The sequence below is a fragment of the Streptomyces sp. NBC_01618 genome, from assembly GCF_045209435.1.
Classification (GTDB): domain Bacteria; phylum Actinomycetota; class Actinomycetes; order Streptomycetales; family Streptomycetaceae; genus Streptomyces.
Genome location: NZ_CP109297.1, coordinates 1317740 through 1335627, shown reverse-complemented (window position 1 = coordinate 1335627; position 17888 = coordinate 1317740). Strand labels below are relative to the sequence as shown.

The window sequence follows — 17888 nt, the reverse complement described above, 5'->3', positions numbered from 1 at the left end:
CCCGTCCGCGTAACCTGCGCTGTGCGTCAGCTCACGCGGCCTTCGCCTTCGTGGCGTACACGTCGACGTACTCCTGACCCGACAGCCGCATCACTTCGGCCATCACGGAGTCGGTGACCGCCCGCAGCACGTAGCGGTCGCGGTCCATGCCCTCGTAGCGGGAGAACTCCATCGGCTCGCCGAAGCGGACCGTCACCTTGCCGGGGCGGGGCAGACCGGCACCACCGGGCTGCAGCTTGTCCGTGCCGATCATAGCGAACGGCACCACCGGCGCGCCCGTCATCAGCGTCAGCCGGGCGATGCCCGTACGGCCCCGGTAGAGACGGCCGTCGGGGGAGCGGGTGCCCTCCGGGTAGATGGCGAAGGCCTTGCCCTCCTCCAGCACCCGACGGCCCGTCATCAGCGCCGCGACACCGCCGCGGCCGCCGTCCCGGTCCACCGGGATCATGCCGCAGCCCGTGAAGAACCAGGCCATTGCCCGGCCCTTGAGCCCCTTGCCCGTCACGTACTCGTCCTTGCCGATGTAGTACACCGTCCGGTCGCAGCAGATCGGCATGATCATCGAGTCGATGAACGTCAGATGGTTGCCCGCGAGGATCACCGGACCGTCTCCGGGGATGTTCTCCACGCCCTCCACCTGGGGCCGGAACATCAGGCGCAAGATCGGTCCGAGCACTGCCTTGATGAGTGCGTGTCGGGACAACGGTTCCTCCGGTGTAGCGGCCGGGCCGGCCGAGGCGCGGGATCGTGACGGTCCATGCAGGTGAGGACGATACTCGCGGGTTCTCGCTCACCGCACATCGGGTTCACCGAGTGGATAGACAGTGTTGACGCGTGTTTCCGCCATGTTCGTCCAGGGGCTGCTCCTACGACGGTACGAGTGTTTACGCTCGGGCCGCGACCGACAGGTGCGAGACATCACACGCGAGGAGTATTCATGACAGAGCGCGCGCAGGCAGGTCCCGGCCGCAGAACCCTGCTCGGTGCGGGGGCCGCCGTACTGGGCACGGCAGCCCTCGGACTGGCCGGCGGCCCGGCCGACGCCGCCGGGAACCCGGCCGGGAACACCGCCGGACGGCCGGGCGGCCACGGCTTCCGCCTCGATCTGCCGGTGCCCACCGTCATCGGGCACCGCGGCACCAGCGGCTACCGGCCCGAGCACACCCTCGGCTCCTACCAGCTGGCCCTCGACATGGGCGCGCACATCATCGAGCAGGACCTGGTGCCGACCAAGGACGGCCATCTCGTCTGCCGTCACGAGAACGACATCACCGCGACCACCGATGTCTCCGCCCACCCTGAGTTCGCGAGCCGCAGGACCACGAAGAAGGTCGACGGGGTCTCGCTCACCGGCTGGTTCACCGAGGACTTCACCCTCGCCGAACTGAAGACACTGCGGGCCAAGGAGCGCATCCCCGGCACCCGCCAGAAGAACACGCTCTACGACGGCCGCTGGGAGATCCCCACCTTCGAGGAGGTGCTGCGCTGGGCCGACCGCGAGGGACGCAGGCGCGGCAAGCCGGTCTGGCTGTACGTCGAGACCAAGCACCCCACCTACTTCCGGGGCCTCGGCCTCGGGCTCGAAGAGCCCCTCGCCAAGCTGCTGCGCCGCTACAACCGCCACCGCGAGCAGTCGCCGCTCATCCTCCAGTCCTTCGAGCCCGGCAGCATCCAGCGCCTGGCCGGACTCGTCGCCACCCCGCGCGTCGTCCTGCTCTCCGGCGCGGGCGGGCGCCCCTGGGACTTCGTCACGTCCGGCGATCCGCGCACCGTCGCCGACCTGGTGAAGCCCGAGGGCCTGAAGTGGATGGCGTCCTTCGCGCAGGGCATCGGTCCCACCCTGGACCTGGTCATTCCCAAGGACGCCTCGGGGCGGCTCACCGCACCCACCACCCTCGTGACGGACGCGCACGCCCAGGGCCTGGTCCTGCACCCGTACACCCTGCGCAACGAGAACACCTTCCTGCCCGCCGACTTCCGGCGCGGCACGGACCCCACCGCGTACGGCGACGCGTTCGGCGCGTTCCAGGCGTACTTCGCGACGGGTATCGACGGGATCTTCTCCGACAACCCGGACACCGCTCTTCTCGCCGCGGCGGACTTCGCCGCGAAGTGAGACCGGCGTCAGCACCCGGCCGGGGCGTGCCCCGGTCGGGTGGTGCGCGCCGGGTACGGCAACCAGCCGCCGGTACGGTGCGTTGGCCGGGGCATGATGCTTCTTGATCACTGCCCCGCAGCGACCGAAGCCGCCCCCGCGGCCGTCGTCCGCATCCTCCATCCGCTGGTGAGCGCCGAGGCCACGGCCGAGGCGGCCGCCTCGGCGACCGGCGCGGCGATCGAACCCGCCGACCTCGAACAGGCCGTCTGGCTACGGCTGCTGGAGCGGATCCCGCTGGACGGGCCGCCGCCGGACCCGGCGCGCTGGGTGCGCAACGCCGTACGGGCGGAGGCCCGCCGGGCCCGCCGCACCGCCCGGCACGAACGCCCGTACACGGACGAGACCTCCGCGGACCCGGCCGGCTGCCCCGAACGGATCGCCGTCGGCGCCGACGAACGCCGGGCGCTGCACGCCGCAGTGGACCGGCTGCCCGGCCGCTGCCCCCGGCTGCTGGCGGCGATGCTGGCGCCCGGTGACCCCACGTACCGGGAAATCGCAGGGAAGTTGGGTATGTCACAGGGGAGTTTGGGCCCGGTCCGTTCCCGATGCCTTGGATGTCTGCGCAGAATGCTCGCGGCGGAGGTTGCCGCTCCTGAACCGCGGGGAAAGGAGCGTTAGACAACCGGTGGATCAGGTGGGCGGAGGCATGCGCACATGGGCATGAGTGTGATCATCTCGGCGGCGACGGCACACGATGCCGAAGAGATCTTGAAACTTCAGTACCTCTGCTTCCAGACCGAGGCGCAGCTGTACGGGAACTACCGGATCGACCCGCTAGTCCAGACGCTCGATTCGGTGCGCGCCGAGATCGCCACGAATCTGGTGTTCGTGGCGCGACTGGGTGACGAAGTCGTCGGCTCGGTCCGCGGATCCATCGATCAGGACGGCGCCGGGCAGATCGGGAGGCTCTGCGTCCACCCGCGGCTCCAGGGGCACGGCCTCGGCGCCCGGCTGCTGCGGGCCGCGGAGTCGGGCCTCGCCGACGAGCGGTCGGCCACTCGCTTCCGGCTGCACACCGGGCATCGCAGCGAGGGCAACCTGCGCCTCTACCGGCGGGCCGGTTACGCCCCCGTGGGCAACGAGACGAGCCAGGACGGTGTCCGGATGATCCTGTTGGAGAAGGACGCGACCGCGCCCGTCTACGTGGCGAGCGCGTAGCACCGGTTACGCGCACGACGTTCGTCCCGCGCGTTCCGCGCCCGTCCTACGCGTTCTTCGCGCGGCGCAGCCACATCATCCCGGTGATCGGCAGGATCACCGGGATGAACAGATAGCCCATGCCGAAGTCGGACCAGACCGTGGCGTCCGCGAACGCCGAGGGCTCCACCATCGTCCAGGTCCCGACGACCAGCACACCCAGGAGCTCGGCGGCACAGCACACCAGTGCCGACCTGCGCGCCCTCTCGCCGCCACGCACCAGCGAGTACGTGATGAACCCGTACACGACGGCGGCGACGGCCGACAGCACGTAGGCGAGCGGCGCCCTGCCGAAGTCCAGGATCATCTGGACGATCGAGCGGGAGGCCGCCGCGACGGTGAACACCCCGTAGAACCAGACCAGTACCCGGCCGGGACCGGTACCGAGGTCGAAGGGCCGCTTCTCGCCGGTGGCGGCGGCGGGGGTGCGTTCGGTGTCGGTCAAGGTCAGTTTCCCCAGATGTCGTAGAGCCGTACTTCGAGGACGGCCAGTACGACCGCGCCCGCCGCCACCGTCACCGAACCCCACCGGGTCCGCTCGGTGAGCGACAGGAATCCGGCCGCGGGCACGGCCAGGAAGGACCCGATCAGATACGCGATGAAGATCGTCATGCCCTGCTCCGGCCGTTCGCCCCGGGACATCTGCACGATGCCCACTACCAGCTGGGCCAGCGCCAGCAGCGAGACCACGGCCATCCCGATGAAGTGCCAGTCCTTGGTCGGCTGGTCCCGGTAGGCGGCGAGTCCGCACCAGGCGGTGAGGGCGAGCGCGGTCACGGCGACCGCGACCGTCAGGGCGTCGAGCATGAGGCGAGGGTATTACGGACCGAACGGCCCCCTGCGTGCGCCCCCGCACCCCGGGCGCTGCCCGCACCCGGCCGCGATCGTGGCCTTGACCACAACACGCGACCGCCCCGCGTCGGCCGCGCCCTGCCTCGCCGATGCCCGCTCCGTCGTATCGCTGCAGGTCACAGCCTGGGAAACGGGAATCACGACGGTCGGCCGAACCGTCTCACGCCACCATCCACGACTGTCCGCTATTCGGACAAGCGAGTCGGGCGGAACGTCACGTCTGTTTTACTTGGCGCATGACCACGACGAGCGACCGCATCCTTGCGACCGAGGCGATCACGACGCCCGGTGTTCGTCGCATGTGTCGAATGCGCACCCTCTGAGGGCCCCCGCCCGATCCTCGCGCCCCGAAGCGAGACCGAGCCTGAGCCGTCCGCACCCGGCGGAACGAGCCTGCCCGAGCACCACTGCCCGGCCATCCGCCGCTCGCAGCCGTGCCGAGATTCCCCGCTCGGGACATCCGATCGAAACGCCCGGACAGTCTCATCAGACGAATGCCCCGTGCCCGGCGGACACCGCGCCGCGCACTCGACAGTGACGGAAACCCTGTGATCACCACTACGGGCCTCACGAAGGTCTACCAGTCGCGCGACCGCGAGGTCACCGCCCTGGACGGCGTCGACCTGCACGTCCGCGGGGGCGAGGTGTACGGCGTCATCGGACAGAGCGGCGCCGGAAAATCCTCCCTCATCCGCTGCATCAACCTCCTGGAACGCCCCACCTCCGGCACCGTCACCGTGGCCGGCCAGGACCTCACCGCCCTCGCCGGCCGGGGCCGCCGGGCCGGCAGGGAACTGCGCGAGGCACGCAGCCGCATCGGCATGGTCTTCCAGCACTTCAACCTGCTGGCCTCCCGCACCGTCCAGGACAACGTCGAACTCCCGCTGGAGATCCTCGGCGTATCCGGCAAGGACCGCGCCCGCAAGGCCCTCGACCTCCTCGACCTCGTCGGCCTCGCCGACAAGGCCAAGTCCTACCCGGGCCAGCTCTCCGGCGGCCAGAAGCAGCGCGTCGGCATCGCCCGCGCACTCGCCGGCGACCCCAAGGTGCTGCTCTCCGACGAGGCGACCTCCGCCCTCGACCCCGAGACCACCCGCTCCATCCTCCAGCTGCTGCGCGACCTCAACCAGCAACTCGGCCTGACCGTCCTGCTCATCACGCACGAGATGGACGTCGTCAAGATGATCTGCGACTCCGCCGCGCTGATGCAGCAAGGACGCATCGTCGAATCCGGCACCGTCGGCGAACTCCTCGCCACCCCCGGTTCCGAACTGGCCCACGAGCTGTTCCCCGTCGGCGGTACGGCCTCCGGCCCCGACCGCACGGTCGTCGACGTCACCTTCCACGGCGAGGCCGCCACCCAGCCGGTGATCTCGCAGCTCTCCCGTACGTACAACATCGACATCTCGATCCTGGGCGCCGCGATGGACACCGTCGGCGGCAAGCAGGTCGGCCGGATGCGCATCGAACTGCCCGGCCGCTTCGAGGAGAACGTCGTCCCGATCGGCTTCCTGCGCGAGCAGGGACTCCAGGCCGAGGTCGTGGAGCACGACGCCGCGTCCATCCCCGTACAGACCCCCGCCCCGCTCACCAAGGAGGTGGCGAAGTGACCTGGTCCGAAATGCAGCCGCTGCTCACCCAGGGAACCATCGACACCCTTTACATGGTGCTCTGGTCCGCGGTCGTCACCGTTCTCGTGGGGCTGCCGCTCGGTGTCCTGCTGGTCCTCACCGACAAGGGCGGGCTGCTCCGGAACACCCCGGTGAACAAGGTCATCGGCGTGATCGTGAACATCGGCCGCTCGCTGCCGTTCATCATCCTGCTGATCGCCCTGATCCCCTTCACCACCTGGGTCGTCGGCACCTTCATCGGCCCGACCGCGATGATCGTGCCGCTCGCCGTCGGCGCCATCCCGTTCTTCGCACGGCTCGTCGAGACGGCCGTCCGCGAGGTCGACCACGGGCTCGTCGAGGCCGTCCAGTCGATGGGCGGATCCATCCCGACGATCGTCCGCAAGGTGCTGCTCCCGCAGGCGCTGCCCTCGCTCGTCTCCGGCGTCACCACCACCGTCATCGTGCTCATCGGCTACTCCGCGATGGCCGGCGCGGTCGGCGGCGAAGGGCTCGGCTCCAAGGCCGTGACCTACGGATTCCAGCGCTTCGACAACCAGTTCATGCTCATCACCGTCGCGCTGCTGATCGTCATCGTGACCGTGGTCCAGCTGATCGGCGACACAGCCGTACGCCTGCTGGCCCGCCGGGGCCGCACCGCCACCTGAGACTTTCTCCCCCTCAAGCCCGAACTCCTTGTCCGGGCGCACCACCCTCACCACCAGAAAGAGGCACTTTTCGTGCGTAAGAACATCAAGATCACCGCAGCTGCCGCCGCCACCGCTGCCCTGGCCTTCGGCCTCACCGCCTGCGGCACGTCGTCCGACCCGGCCGCCAAGAGCGAGACCGGTGCCAAGGCCGACACCTCCAAGGCGCTCGTCGTGGCCGCGTCCCCGACGCCGCACGCCGACATCCTGAACTTCGTCAAGAAGGACCTGGCGGCCAAGGCCGGCCTCAAGCTGGAGGTCAAGGAGTTCACGGACTACGTCCTGCCGAACACCGCCACCGAGACCGGCCAGGTCGACGCCAACTTCTTCCAGCACCAGCCGTACCTCGACGACTTCAACAAGAAGAACAACACCCACCTCGTCTCCGTCGGCACCGTCCACCTGGAGCCCCTCGGCCTCTACTCCAAGAAGGTCAAGGCCATCGGCGACATCAAGGCCGGCCAGACCATCGCGGTGCCCAACGACACCACGAACGAGGGCCGCGCCCTCCAGTTGCTCGCCCAGAACGGTCTGATCACCCTCAAGTCCGGCGTCGGCACCGACGCCAAGCTGAGCGACATCACCGACAAGAAGGGCCTGGAGTTCAAGGAGCTGGAGGCCGCGACCGTGCCCCGCGCCCTGAACGATGTGGACGCCGCCGTCATCAACGGCAACTACGCCATCGAGGCCGACCTCAAGCCCGCCAAGGACGCCCTGGTGCTGGAGAAGGCCGACGGCAACCCGTACGCCAACATCATCGCCGTGAAGAAGGGCAATGAGAAGGACGTCCGGGTCGAGAAGCTCGTGAAGCTCCTGCACTCCGACGAGGTCAAGAAGTTCATCGAGGACACCTACCAGGGCTCGGTCGTCCCGGCCTTCGCTGCCGCGACCAAGTCCTGACACCCGCACGGCATTTGTCCGACGAGCCCCGCCACCCCACTACGGGGTGCGCGGGGCTCCGTCGTGGGCCCCGCCCATGCACAACGCCCGCCCGATGCTGCATGCTGTGCCTTTACACGGTCTTCGGCATGGAGCTGCGCATGACTTCCACCTTTCCGTCCATCTCCATCAGCACGGATCGGTTGGTGCTGCGCCCGTTCGACATGGCGGACGTCCCCGCGTACATCGAGATGATGAACGACGAACTCGTCACCGCCTGGACCGAGGCCCCTCACCCCTACACCCAGGTCGACGCCGAACGCTGGGTCCGCAGGATCGCTCCCGCACAGCGCACCACCGGTGACGGCATCGTCTTCGCCGTCACCGAATTCCTCACCCAGCGACTCGTCGGCTCGGTCCGCCTGCACAACACGGACTGGCACACCCTCGCCACCGAGGCCGCGTACATCACCGCCCCCTGGGCACGCGGCGAGGGCTACGCCACCGAGGCCGTACTCGCGCTGGCCCAGTGGCTCTTCCGCGACCAGGGCTTCGAGCGCATCGAACTGCGCACCGCCGCCGACAACACCGCCGCCCAGCAGGTCGCCCAGAAGCTCGGCTGCATCAGCGAGGGAGTCCTGCGCAACGCCCGCATAGCGCGCACCCGGACGGAGGACGGCAGCTGGACCGACATCAGGACCGACCTGATCGTCTGGGGCCTGCTCTCCGAGGACCTCGAAGGAGTCGCCGAGCAACTCGCCGACGCGGGCGGCTACGGTTCCTACAACGACTGGAACTGATCCCCACCGGGGCCCCGGCGCCGTGCTGGTACGGACCCGGGTACTCTCAGGGGTCTGTCCACCCTTCGCGGGCAGCCCCACCTGCGACAACTCCAGGAGACTGACGACAGATGGCCGATCGGGTCACCGTGATCGGCTGGGACGGCTCGCCGCTGACCGGAGCGGCCACCGCCGCCCTCGCGGCCGCCACGCTCGTCGCCGGAGCCGCCCACCACCTGGCACTCCCCGAAGTCCCGGCGCACGCCGAACGGATCCGCCTGGGCTCCATCGACCTGGCCGCCCGCAGGATCGCCGGGCACCGCGGCAGCGCCGTGGTCCTCGCCGACGGAGACCCCGGCTTCTTCGGAGTCGTACGCAACCTCCGCGCCCCCGAACACGGCCTCGAAGTCGAAGTGGTACCCGCCGTGTCCTCCGTCGCCACCGCGTTCGCCCGCGCCGGAATGCCGTGGGAGGACGCCCAGATCGTCGTCGCCCACCCCCGCACCCTGCGCCGCGCCGTGAACGTCTGCCGCGCCCACCACAAGGTCGCCGTCCTCACCTCGCCCGGCGCGGGCCCCGCCGAACTCGCCCTGCTCCTCGAAGGCGTCCACCGCACCTTCGTCATCTGCGAGGAACTCGGCACCGCGCGCGAACAGGTCAGCGTCGTCACCTCCGAGAACGCCGCCGACCACGTCTGGCGCGACCCCAACGTGGTGATCGTCATCGGCGGCGGCCCCGAACCGCAGGCCACCGGCGCCTGGATCGCCGGCCGCCACCCCGCCTATCCCCGTGGCGTACGCGGCTGGGCACTGCCCCAGGAGGCCTACCCGGGCGGCGCCACCGACGCCGGGGACGAGAGCGGCGAGGGCGAGTCCCCGGGGCTGCGCGCCGCCCAACTGGCCCGCCTGGGCCCCCGTACCGGCGACCTCCTGTGGGACATCGGCTCCGGCAGCGGGGCCCTGGCCGTGGAGGCCGCCCGCTTCGGGGCGGCGGTCCTGGCGGTCGACAGCGACCCGGCGGCCTGCGCCCGCACCGCGGCGGCGGCCCGGTCGTTCGGCGTCCAGCTCCAGGTCGTCGAGGGCCGGGCACCGCATGTGCTGGAGCGGCTGCCGGAGCCCGACGTCGTACGGATCGGAGGCGGCTCAGTCCCCGTCGTCACCGCTGTCACCGAGCGCCGACCGGAACGCATCGTGACCCATGCCTCCACGCGCGACGAGGCCGAGGCGCTCGGCGCGGCACTCGCCGGAAACGGATACACCGTCCGGTGTTCGCTCCTCCAGTCCGTCGAACTGGACACGGCCGCATGGTCGGAGCGCGAACGCTCGGTCGTGTTCCTGCTCTCCGCACTGCGTTCGGACCTCGCCCCCTGACCCGTTCGGCGTACGGCGCGAGGTAGGCTGCCCGATTGTTGCACCGCGCCTGGATGTTCGTCGCTTCGTTCGTCAATGTCCGGAAAAGGGGACCGTTTTGGCCCCCGTTGTGGTACGGCAGACCGGGGGGTGCGCGACGTGGCGCAGTCCACAGCGGGCCGTGGCGAAAAGAGCTGCCGCGGCGGCGAACGGCCGCGAGAATGCAGTATGTCCGCGACCGTTTCGTGCCGCGCGGCGCGCCCGCTCGTTCTTGTTGACGGGCGCCGGCGTGCCGTGTTCGGGCGTCCCGGGCGAAGGGCCGAAGGAGCACTGACGATGGGCGAGGGGTACGCATGAGTGACACCGGCCAGATCCCGGGTGAGGGACTGCCGGAGAACGCAGGCATGGTGGAGCAGCCGGGCATCGCCGCCCCGGATGCCTACACCTACCTCGCTCCCTCCGAGCATGTCTCCGAGGACGACGATCTCCTGCTGATGCCGAGCCCCCAGGGCGCCTGGAGCGACCCGCAGGCGGTGCCGGCCCCGGGCCAGTACCCCGACGGCCTCGCCGCGCAGGCACCGCCGCCCGAACAGGCCGCCTACCAGGCCCAGCCGCAGCTTGCCTTCGAGGCTCCGGGGCAGCCCCAGGGGCCCGTGCAGGTGCAGACGCAGGAACCCGTCCAGAGTCAGGTCCAGGTGCAGGTCCAGGTCGTGGACGCCTACGCCGCGCAGCAGGCGGCGCCCGGCCCGGTGCCCGAGACCGGTCAGGGGACGCACGAGTCCGGTGGCCGCGACTCCGGTTCGGTGGATCTGAGGGGCGTACGCATCCCCGCACCCACCCCGGCTCCCGCCCCGGTGGCCCAGAGCCGGCCGCAGCCCCAGACCCCGGCACGTCGACCGCTGCACCGCGGTCCGGTCGCGGCCGACGGCGGACCGTCCTACGGCGGGTCGCCGACCGGCGGAGTGGTCCGGTCGCTCGCCGACCGCGGACCCGCGGGCGCGCCCCAGACGCAGACCCAGTCCCAGATCCACCCCCAGACCCAGGCGCGGCCCCAGGCACCCGCACGGCACGCCGGACCGCCCACGATCGGACCCGAGTACTTCGAGACGCCGGGTGACGGGGCGGCCGTACTGCCGGGCCCGCAGCTCGGTGAGATCCTGCCGCAGGGCGGAAGCCCGTGGGCGGCCCAGGCGCCGGAGCCGGTCGTCGCCCCGGCGCCGGCAGAAACGGTCGTCCCGGAGCCGGTCGTCGCCCAGGACCCGGTCGTCGCCCAGGACCCGGTCGTCGCCCCGGGGCCGGTCGCCGAGCCGGTACCTGCGGCGCAGCCGGTGCAGGTCGCGCCGGTGGTGGTACCGGAAGCCGTGAGCGCGCCGGTGGCCGATGCGGCGCAGGTCGCTGTCGAAGCTCCGGCCGAGGCTGCTGCCGAGGCAGACGTCGAGAGCGCGGCGAAGCCCGAGGCCGAGGCTGTCGCCGAGGTGCCCGCCATCGAGATCGCCCCCGTCACGCCGGTGGAGACCGCGCCGGTGGAGGCCGCACCTGAGGAGTCCGTGGAAGCCGCTCCCGTGGGCCGGTTCGTGCCCGTGGAGGGGTCGGTGCCGACGACTCCGCACCTGGCGCCGGCGCCCGTGGTGGAGCAGGCCGTGGAGCCCGAGCCCGAACCCGAGCGGGTCGCGATCGTCATGGAGCCGGTCCAGCCCGCCGAGGTCGTGGCAGCCGTCGAGACCGCCGAAGCTCCTATGACGGTCACCGCACCCGAACCCGCCCCCGAGGCAGAGGCTCTGCCCGAGCCGGATCCGGAGCCCGAGCCGGGCCCGGAGGTCATCGAGACTCCGGACATCACGGCCCCCACGGACATCACGGCCCTCACCGAGCCCGCGGCCCCCACGGAGAGCGCGGAAGCGACCGAACCCGCGCCCGCGGAGTCCGTACAGCCCGAGGCCCAGCCCGAACTCCAGCCCGAGCCCCTCGCCGACGAGGCGGCAGCCCCCCAGGCGCCCGCGTCCGAGGAGTCCGCGGCTCCCGCCGCCCCGCCCGCTCCCGGCTACGACGACGCCGAGCGCGAGGCAGTGCTGCGCGTCATGCGCGAGCGCCGCGACATCCGCAACGGCTTCCGCAGCGACCCGATTCCGCACGAGGTCCTGCTCCGGGTCCTCGAAGCCGCGCACACGGCGCCCAGCGTCGGCCACTCGCAGCCCTGGGACTTCGTGGTCATCCGCTCGGCGGAGACCCGCCGTTCGATGCACGAACTGGCACAGCGCCAACGCGACGCCTACGCCACGTCGCTGCCCAAGGGCCGGGCCAAGCAGTTCAAGGAAATGAAGATCGAGGCCATCCTCGACACCCCGGTCAACATCGTCGTCACCGCCGACCCCACCCGCGGTGGCCGCCACACCCTCGGCCGGCACACCCAACCGCAAATGGCCCCGTACTCCTCGGCACTCGCCGTCGAGAACCTCTGGCTCGCCGCCCGTGCCGAGGGCCTCGGCGTCGGCTGGGTCAGCTTCTTCGACGAGCGCGAGATGGTCCGCGCCCTGGGGCTGCCCGAGCACCTCGAAGTCGTCGCGTACCTCTGTGTCGGTTACGTCGACGAGTTCCCCGAGGAGCCCGAGCTCGTGCAGGCGGGCTGGTCGAAGCGCCGCCCGCTGTCCTGGGTCGTCCACGAGGAGACGTACGGCCGCCGTGCCCTGCCCGGCGAGGAGCCGCACGACCTGCTGCAGGAGACCATCTCCAACATCCGCCCGCTGGACGCCAAGGCGCTCGGCGAGGCGTGGGAACGCCAGAAGCGGATGACCAAGCCCGCCGGTGCGCTCGGCATGCTGGAGATCATCTCCGCGCAGCTGTCGGGGCTGTCCCGGATGTGCCCGCCGCCGATCCCGGAGCCCGCGGCCGTCGCGATCTTCGCGGGCGACCACGGGGTGCACGCCCAGGGCGTCACCGCCTGGCCGCAGGAGGTCACCGGCCAGATGGTCGCCAACTTCCTCGGCGGCGGCGCGGTCTGCAACGCGTTCGCGGCCCAGGTCGGCGCCGAGGTGTGCGTGGTCGACGTCGGCGTGGCCATGGAACTGCCCGCGACGCCCGGCCTCCTGCCCCGCAAGGTCCGCGCCGGAACGGCCGACTTCACGACCGGCCCCGCGCTCACCCGCGAAGAGGTGCTCGCGGCCATCGAGGTCGGCATCGAGACCGCCCGCGATCTCGTCGCGGCAGGCAACAAGGGCCTGCTCACCGGCGAGATGGGCATCGCCAACACCACGGCGTCGGCCGCCCTGATCTGCGTGTACACGGGCATGGACCCGGCCGAGGTGACCGGCCGCGGAACGGGCATCAACGACGAGATGCACGCCCGCAAGGTCGATGTCGTCCGCCGGGCCCTCGAACTCCACCAGCCCGACCCGGCCGACCCGATCGGCGTCCTGGCATCGGTCGGCGGCCTCGAACACGCGGCGATGGCCGGCTTCCTGCTGGGCGGTGCCTCGCTCCGTACGCCGGTCGTCCTCGACGGCGTGAGCGCGGGCGCCGCGGCCCTCGTCGCCCGGGCGATCGCCCCCGAGGCCCTCGCCGCCTGCATCGCGGGCCACCGCAGCGCCGAGCCCGGCCATGTCGCCGCGCTCAACAAGCTGGGCCTGCGCCCGCTGGTCGACCTCGACCTCCGCCTCGGCGAAGGAACGGGCGCGCTGCTGGCGCTCCCGATCGTGCAGAGCGCGGCGCGGGCGATGCACGAGGTGGCGACGTTCGACGCGGCAGGCGTCACGGAGAAGTAGGGGAACCGAGGGCGGCCTCGCCGGTGTGTGAGGCGCGTGGGTCCGGGGGCGGAGCTCCCCCCTTACGGGAAGGGGCGGGCAGGGGGAACAAGCCTGCCCGCCCGCACCCGGCCCACCCCCGCACCCACCCCGTATCGTGGACCCCACCCCACGAACCCGCACGTCACAGCCGCTCCACCGCCGCAGCGGCCGCCGCACTCCGTCCCCTGCACGAGGAGCCCGCACCGCCATGGCCGAGCACGCGGTTCACGCCGATCACGCCGATCACCCTGCGTACCCCGTCGGACTGCGTCTCGGCGGACGCCGCGTCGTCGTGGTCGGCGGCGGCCAGGTCGCCCAGCGCCGCCTCCCCGCACTCATCGCGGCGGGCGCCGACATCGTCCTCGTGTCACCGGCCGCCACCCCGTCCGTCGAGGCGATGGCCGACGCCGGCGAGATCCGCTGGGAGCGCCGCCCGTACGCCGACGGGGACCTGGCCGACGCCTGGTACGCCCTGATCGCGTCCGACGACACCGCGGCGAACGACGCCGCCTCTGCCGAGGCCGAGCGCACCCGCACCTGGTGCGTCCGCAGCGACAACGCCGACGCCGCCACGGCCTGGACCCCGGCCACCGGCCGCAGCGAGGGCGTCACCGTCGCGGTCCTCACCACCGACACCCACGGCCGTGACCCGCGCCACTGTGCCGCCGTCCGCGACGCCATCGTCGAGGGCCTGCGCGACGGCACCCTCGCCGCACCCCACCACCGCACCCGGACCCCCGGCGTCGCCCTGGTCGGCGGCGGCCCCGGTGACCCGGACCTGATCACGGTGCGCGGCCGCCGCCTCCTCGCCGAGGCCGATGTCGTCATCGCCGACCGCCTCGGCCCGCGCGACCTGCTCGACGAACTCCCGCCGCACGTCGAGGTGATCGACGCTGCGAAGATCCCGTACGGCCGCTACATGGCCCAGGAGGCCATCAACCAGGCGCTCATCGAGCACGCCAAGGCGGGCAAGGCCGTCGTGCGGCTCAAGGGCGGCGACCCGTTCGTCTTCGGCCGCGGCATGGAGGAGGCCCAGGCGCTCGCCGCCGAAGGTATCGCCTGCACCGTCGTCCCCGGCATCTCCAGCTCGATCTCCGTGCCCGGCGCCGCCGGCATCCCCGTCACCCACCGCGGAGTGGCCCATGAGTTCACCGTCGTGAGCGGCCACGTCGCCCCCGACGACGAACGCTCACTGGTCGACTGGCAGGCCCTCGCCAAGCTGCGCGGCACCCTCGTGCTCCTGATGGCCGTCGACAAGATCGGCGCCATCGCCCGTACCCTCATCGCCCACGGCAAGGCCCCCGAGACCCCGGTCGCCCTGGTCCAGGAGGGCACCACGGCAGCTCAGCGCCGGGTCGACGCCACGCTCGCGACCGTCGCCGAACGGGCCGTCGCCGAGGACGTACGCCCCCCGGCCGTCATCGTCATCGGCGACGTCGTCGCCGTCGGCACGAGCGCCGCACCGCGCACCGTCGAGTAACCAGCGGTAACAGAACTTCCCCCAAGCCGTTGGCATCACACACCGGACAAGGCAGTATCGAACCCGTGGCTGATCTCATCACCGTCGACGACCCCGACGACCCCCGCCTGCGCGACTACACCGGACTGACCGATGTCGAACTCCGGCGCAGGCGTGAGCCCGCCGAGGGCCTCTTCATCGCCGAGGGCGAAAAGGTGATCAGACGCGCCAAGCACGCCGGGTACGAGATGCGCTCGATGCTGCTCTCGGCGAAGTGGGTCGACCTCATGCGCGACGTCATCGACGAGGTCCCGGCCCCGGTGTACGCGGTCAGCCCCGAACTCGCCGAACGCGTCACCGGCTACCACGTCCACCGCGGCGCCCTCGCCTCGATGCAGCGCAAACCCCTGCCGACGGCCGACGAACTGCTGGCGACGACCCGCCGGGTGGTCGTCATGGAGGCCGTCAACGACCACACCAACATCGGGGCGATCTTCCGCAGCGCCGCCGCCCTCGGCATGGACGCCGTGCTGCTCTCGCCGGACTGCGCCGATCCGCTCTACCGGCGTTCCGTCAAGGTCTCGATGGGCGCGGTCTTCTCCGTCCCCTACGCCCGTCTCGACAGCTGGCCCAAGGCCCTGGAGACCGTACGGGAAGCGGGCTTCGAACTCCTCGCGCTGACCCCGGACGAAAAGGCCAGCAGCATCGACGAGGCGGCACCGCACCGGATGGACAAGGTGGCGCTGATGCTCGGTGCCGAGGGCGACGGGCTGTCCACCCAGGCCCTGGTCGCCGCCGACGAATGGGTGCGCATCCCGATGGCGCACGGAGTCGACTCGCTGAACGTGGGAGCCGCCGCCGCGGTCGCGTTCTACGCCGTGGCATCGGGCCGCCCGCAGAGCTGACCGGCTAGGGTCTGTCCGGCGGATCAGGGCCGGGGTCGCGGCGTCTGGTACGGCACCTCGCGGCGTTGCCGAAACGCCCGAATAGGTCCTTCCCCAAGCTCTCAACCCCGTTCGAGCAGGGGAGACCCCACCTCAGGACGCTCCGGCGCCTTGCGATGCACCGCACCGGACGCCGCTCCCTGTCCGGCCCTGATCCGCCGGACAGACCCACCGGAGCCCCGGACTCTGCGCCGGAGTTCCCGCCCGGCCCGGACTCCCGCCCCGCGCCTCGTTCCAACTCTGCGCCTGGCCCTGGGGGCGGTCCGTGCCCAGCCCGCGGGCCGGACCCTGGCACCCCTGTGCCGCCGCGATGCCCAGCGCCACCAGCAGCGTCACCACGACGAAGACGACGAGCCGCTGCCGCAGCAGCCGCGGATTGGCGGGACGCCGCCCGGTCGACGTCTTGCGGGCCCCCGGGCGCGTTCCCGGCCGGCCGTTCGTCCCGTTCGTGCTCTGCGGACGCTTGCCGGACCGCGTCGTGTTGCGCGGCGGCTGATGCTGCTGAGGGCGCGAACCACGGGTACGGGGCGACCCGGCTCGCGACGACGTGGCCTGCCGGCCGCTCTGCGGTTGCTGCTGCTTCTGCCGGCGGGGCGCCGGAGGAGCCGTACGCCGGGTCTGCTGCTCGGTGTACGGGCCGTCGATCCGGCCGGTCGGCCGGTCCAGCTCCTGTGCCGCACGCTGGACGGGCGGACGGATGTCGTGCAGCCCCTGCGCCTCCCGTGCCGCGATCTCCTTGAGCCGCATGGAGAGTTGGAGCGTGCTCGGCCGCTCCTCGGGGTCCTTCGCCAGACAGGCGCTCACCAGCGGCGCGAGCGCGTCGTGCACGTCGTACAACTGTGGTTCCTCGTGCACCACGCGGTACAGCATCACCTCGGAACTGCCGTGGCCGAAAGGCGAGTCGGCCATCGCGGCGTACGCCAGTGTGGCACCGAGCGAGAACACGTCCGTCGCGGGCGTCACCGTCGCGCCGCGCACCTGCTCGGGAGCCAGGAATCCCGGCGAGCCCACCGCCGTACCGACATGCGTGAGGGTGGACGCCCCGGTCGCCCAGGCGATCCCGAAGTCGATGATCCGGGGGCCCTTGGGAGAGAGGAGGATGTTCGACGGCTTCAGGTCGCGGTGGACGACACCGGCCTCGTGCACCGCCACCAGCCCCTCGGAGAGCGCCGCCCCGATCGAGGCCACCTCGGCCGCCGACAGCGGGCCCTCCTCGGCCACCTTGTCGTGCAGCGAGGGCCCCGGGACGTACTGCGTCGCGAACCACGGGCGGTCCGCCTCCAGGTCGGCGGCCACCAGGCGGGCCGTACAGCCGCCGCGGATCCGCCGCGCGGCGGACACCTCGCGCGCGAACCGCGAGCGGAACTCCTGGTCCTCCGCCAGATCCGGGCGGATCACCTTCAGGGCCACCCGCTGGCCCCGCCGGTCCGAACCGAGGTAGACGACGCCCATGCCGCCCGCTCCGAGCCGCCGGTGCAGCCTGAACGAACCGACGACACGCGGGTCCTCGCGCCGGAGCCGCATCATCGCCATGTCTGCCCATCCCCGCTGCCTGGTACGCCTGACGAGGCACAGCTTACGTACCCGGCGCCCGGGGCGCTCAGAGGCCGCGCCCTCGCCCGCCGATCGATTGTCGGTGCGCAGCACGGCGCGTGACGGGGTGTGGGGTCGCGGCCGTTCGTGCACCGGACGGCACCGGATGCTCAAACCGCGTGCGGTGACGAGAGATTGGTGCCATGAAGCCCACGGCCCCGACGAGGGCGGCGCCGCACACCGAACCGGCAGGGACCGGCCCGCGCCGACCGGGGCGACACGGCCCCGGCCCGCCGCCGGGAGCCCGGGCGCGGGCGAGTGAGTGAAGTCACGGCCGCCGTCCGATCCGCCGACGGCCTCGTCCGGGCGCCCGGCGGCGGGCCGGCCGCCGCACCCCGTCCGCCCATCTGATCCACAACATTCCGGGCATCCCTCCGGGCATCCCTCCGGGATGACCACGGGATCAGGCGCCCGATCTCCACCCAGGGGAGTACATCGACTACCCACGGCTCATCCTCCGGGAGGCCCGGCATTCGGTACGCGGGCATGACGTCGTACGCCCGCCGCTTCCCTAATGTTGAAGTCAAGCGGCGGGCGCAGCACTCGTCCCCCGAGGTCACACGCCCGCCGCTCCACATCCGG

General features: G+C 71.7%; 15 protein-coding genes. 11 read left to right on the top strand and 4 right to left on the bottom strand.

What is annotated here, in order from left to right:
- Nucleotides 1-31 precede the first annotated feature (31 nt).
- On the bottom strand, nucleotides 32-703 hold the full coding sequence (locus OH735_RS06345; protein WP_406380193.1) for a lysophospholipid acyltransferase family protein: 672 nt from the start codon (nucleotides 701-703) through the stop codon (nucleotides 32-34).
- A 234-nt stretch (nucleotides 704-937) separates the two neighbouring features.
- Here OH735_RS06345 and OH735_RS06340 point away from each other — a divergent pair, with 234 nt between their 5' ends.
- The 3 genes from OH735_RS06340 (at nucleotide 938) to OH735_RS06330 (ending at nucleotide 3316) form a co-directional block, all read left to right on the top strand.
- On the top strand, nucleotides 938-2116 hold the full coding sequence (locus OH735_RS06340) for a glycerophosphodiester phosphodiesterase (protein WP_406380191.1): 1179 nt from the start codon (nucleotides 938-940) through the stop codon (nucleotides 2114-2116).
- Between the two features lie 93 nt (nucleotides 2117-2209).
- The gene (locus tag OH735_RS06335; RefSeq protein ID WP_406380189.1) at nucleotides 2210-2776 is read left to right on the top strand and encodes a sigma-70 family RNA polymerase sigma factor; all 567 of its coding nucleotides are present in this window, start codon (nucleotides 2210-2212) and stop codon (nucleotides 2774-2776) included.
- A gap of 36 nt (nucleotides 2777-2812) precedes the next feature.
- Nucleotides 2813-3316 (top strand): GNAT family N-acetyltransferase, encoded by a 504-nt coding sequence (locus OH735_RS06330; protein WP_406380187.1) that lies wholly within the window; start codon nucleotides 2813-2815, stop codon nucleotides 3314-3316.
- 46 nt (nucleotides 3317-3362) lie between these two features.
- On the opposite strand, the gene OH735_RS06325 is transcribed toward OH735_RS06330, so the two are convergent.
- Together OH735_RS06325 and OH735_RS06320 are read right to left on the bottom strand one after the other, a co-directional pair.
- A complete protein-coding gene (locus OH735_RS06325; protein WP_406380185.1) occupies nucleotides 3363-3800 on the bottom strand; it encodes a hypothetical protein in 438 nt (145 codons plus the stop codon).
- Nucleotides 3801-3802: 2 nt separating this feature from the next.
- Entirely contained in the window at nucleotides 3803-4162 is a 360-nt protein-coding gene (locus tag OH735_RS06320; protein WP_406380183.1) for a hypothetical protein, read from the bottom strand.
- A gap of 593 nt (nucleotides 4163-4755) precedes the next feature.
- Here OH735_RS06320 and OH735_RS06315 point away from each other — a divergent pair.
- The 8 genes from OH735_RS06315 (at nucleotide 4756) to OH735_RS06280 (ending at nucleotide 15674) form a co-directional block, all read left to right on the top strand.
- Nucleotides 4756-5817 carry a methionine ABC transporter ATP-binding protein gene (locus OH735_RS06315; protein WP_406380181.1) on the top strand — a complete coding sequence of 354 codons (1062 nt, stop codon included), beginning with the start codon at nucleotides 4756-4758 and terminating at the stop codon, nucleotides 5815-5817.
- Entirely contained in the window at nucleotides 5814-6485 is a 672-nt protein-coding gene (locus OH735_RS06310) for a methionine ABC transporter permease (RefSeq protein ID WP_406380179.1), read from the top strand. Before OH735_RS06315 ends, OH735_RS06310 begins: the two co-directional genes overlap by 4 nt.
- A gap of 72 nt (nucleotides 6486-6557) precedes the next feature.
- On the top strand, nucleotides 6558-7424 hold the full coding sequence (locus tag OH735_RS06305) for a MetQ/NlpA family ABC transporter substrate-binding protein (RefSeq protein ID WP_406380177.1): 867 nt from the start codon (nucleotides 6558-6560) through the stop codon (nucleotides 7422-7424).
- Nucleotides 7425-7525: 101 nt separating this feature from the next.
- The gene (locus tag OH735_RS06300; protein ID WP_406380175.1) at nucleotides 7526-8203 is read left to right on the top strand and encodes a GNAT family N-acetyltransferase; all 678 of its coding nucleotides are present in this window, start codon (nucleotides 7526-7528) and stop codon (nucleotides 8201-8203) included.
- Between the two features lie 110 nt (nucleotides 8204-8313).
- A complete protein-coding gene (gene cbiE, locus OH735_RS06295) occupies nucleotides 8314-9552 on the top strand; it encodes a precorrin-6y C5,15-methyltransferase (decarboxylating) subunit CbiE (protein ID WP_406380173.1) in 1239 nt (412 codons plus the stop codon).
- A 332-nt stretch (nucleotides 9553-9884) separates the two neighbouring features.
- Entirely contained in the window at nucleotides 9885-13289 is a 3405-nt protein-coding gene (cobT, locus tag OH735_RS06290; RefSeq protein WP_406380171.1) for a nicotinate-nucleotide--dimethylbenzimidazole phosphoribosyltransferase, read from the top strand.
- Between the two features lie 229 nt (nucleotides 13290-13518).
- Nucleotides 13519-14790, top strand: coding sequence for a uroporphyrinogen-III C-methyltransferase (gene cobA / locus OH735_RS06285; RefSeq protein ID WP_406380169.1), 1272 nt, complete (start codon nucleotides 13519-13521; stop codon nucleotides 14788-14790).
- Nucleotides 14791-14855: 65 nt separating this feature from the next.
- Complete coding sequence (locus tag OH735_RS06280) at nucleotides 14856-15674, top strand: TrmH family RNA methyltransferase (RefSeq protein ID WP_406380167.1); 819 nt, start codon at nucleotides 14856-14858, stop codon at nucleotides 15672-15674.
- Between the two features lie 132 nt (nucleotides 15675-15806).
- Here OH735_RS06280 and OH735_RS06275 read toward each other — a convergent pair whose 3' ends face one another.
- Nucleotides 15807-17246 (bottom strand): serine/threonine-protein kinase, encoded by a 1440-nt coding sequence (locus OH735_RS06275; RefSeq protein ID WP_406380166.1) that lies wholly within the window; start codon nucleotides 17244-17246, stop codon nucleotides 15807-15809.
- Nucleotides 17247-17888 lie beyond the last annotated feature (642 nt).

Excerpts from the sequence above, each read along its gene's own strand:
- OH735_RS06340 (WP_406380191.1), top strand. The coding sequence starts at position 938 with ATGACAGAGCGCGCGCAGGCAGGTCCCGGCCGCAGAACCCTGCTCGGT.
- OH735_RS06335 (WP_406380189.1), top strand. The coding sequence starts at position 2,210 with ATGATGCTTCTTGATCACTGCCCCGCAGCGACCGAAGCCGCCCCCGCG.
- OH735_RS06330 (WP_406380187.1), top strand. The coding sequence starts at position 2,813 with ATGGGCATGAGTGTGATCATCTCGGCGGCGACGGCACACGATGCCGAA.
- OH735_RS06320 (WP_406380183.1), bottom strand. The coding sequence starts at position 4,162 with ATGCTCGACGCCCTGACGGTCGCGGTCGCCGTGACCGCGCTCGCCCTC.
- OH735_RS06300 (WP_406380175.1), top strand. The coding sequence starts at position 7,526 with ATGCTGTGCCTTTACACGGTCTTCGGCATGGAGCTGCGCATGACTTCC.
- cbiE (WP_406380173.1), top strand. The coding sequence starts at position 8,314 with ATGGCCGATCGGGTCACCGTGATCGGCTGGGACGGCTCGCCGCTGACC.
- cobT (WP_406380171.1), top strand. The coding sequence starts at position 9,885 with ATGAGTGACACCGGCCAGATCCCGGGTGAGGGACTGCCGGAGAACGCA.
- cobA (WP_406380169.1), top strand. The coding sequence starts at position 13,519 with ATGGCCGAGCACGCGGTTCACGCCGATCACGCCGATCACCCTGCGTAC.
- OH735_RS06275 (WP_406380166.1), bottom strand. The coding sequence starts at position 17,246 with ATGGCGATGATGCGGCTCCGGCGCGAGGACCCGCGTGTCGTCGGTTCG.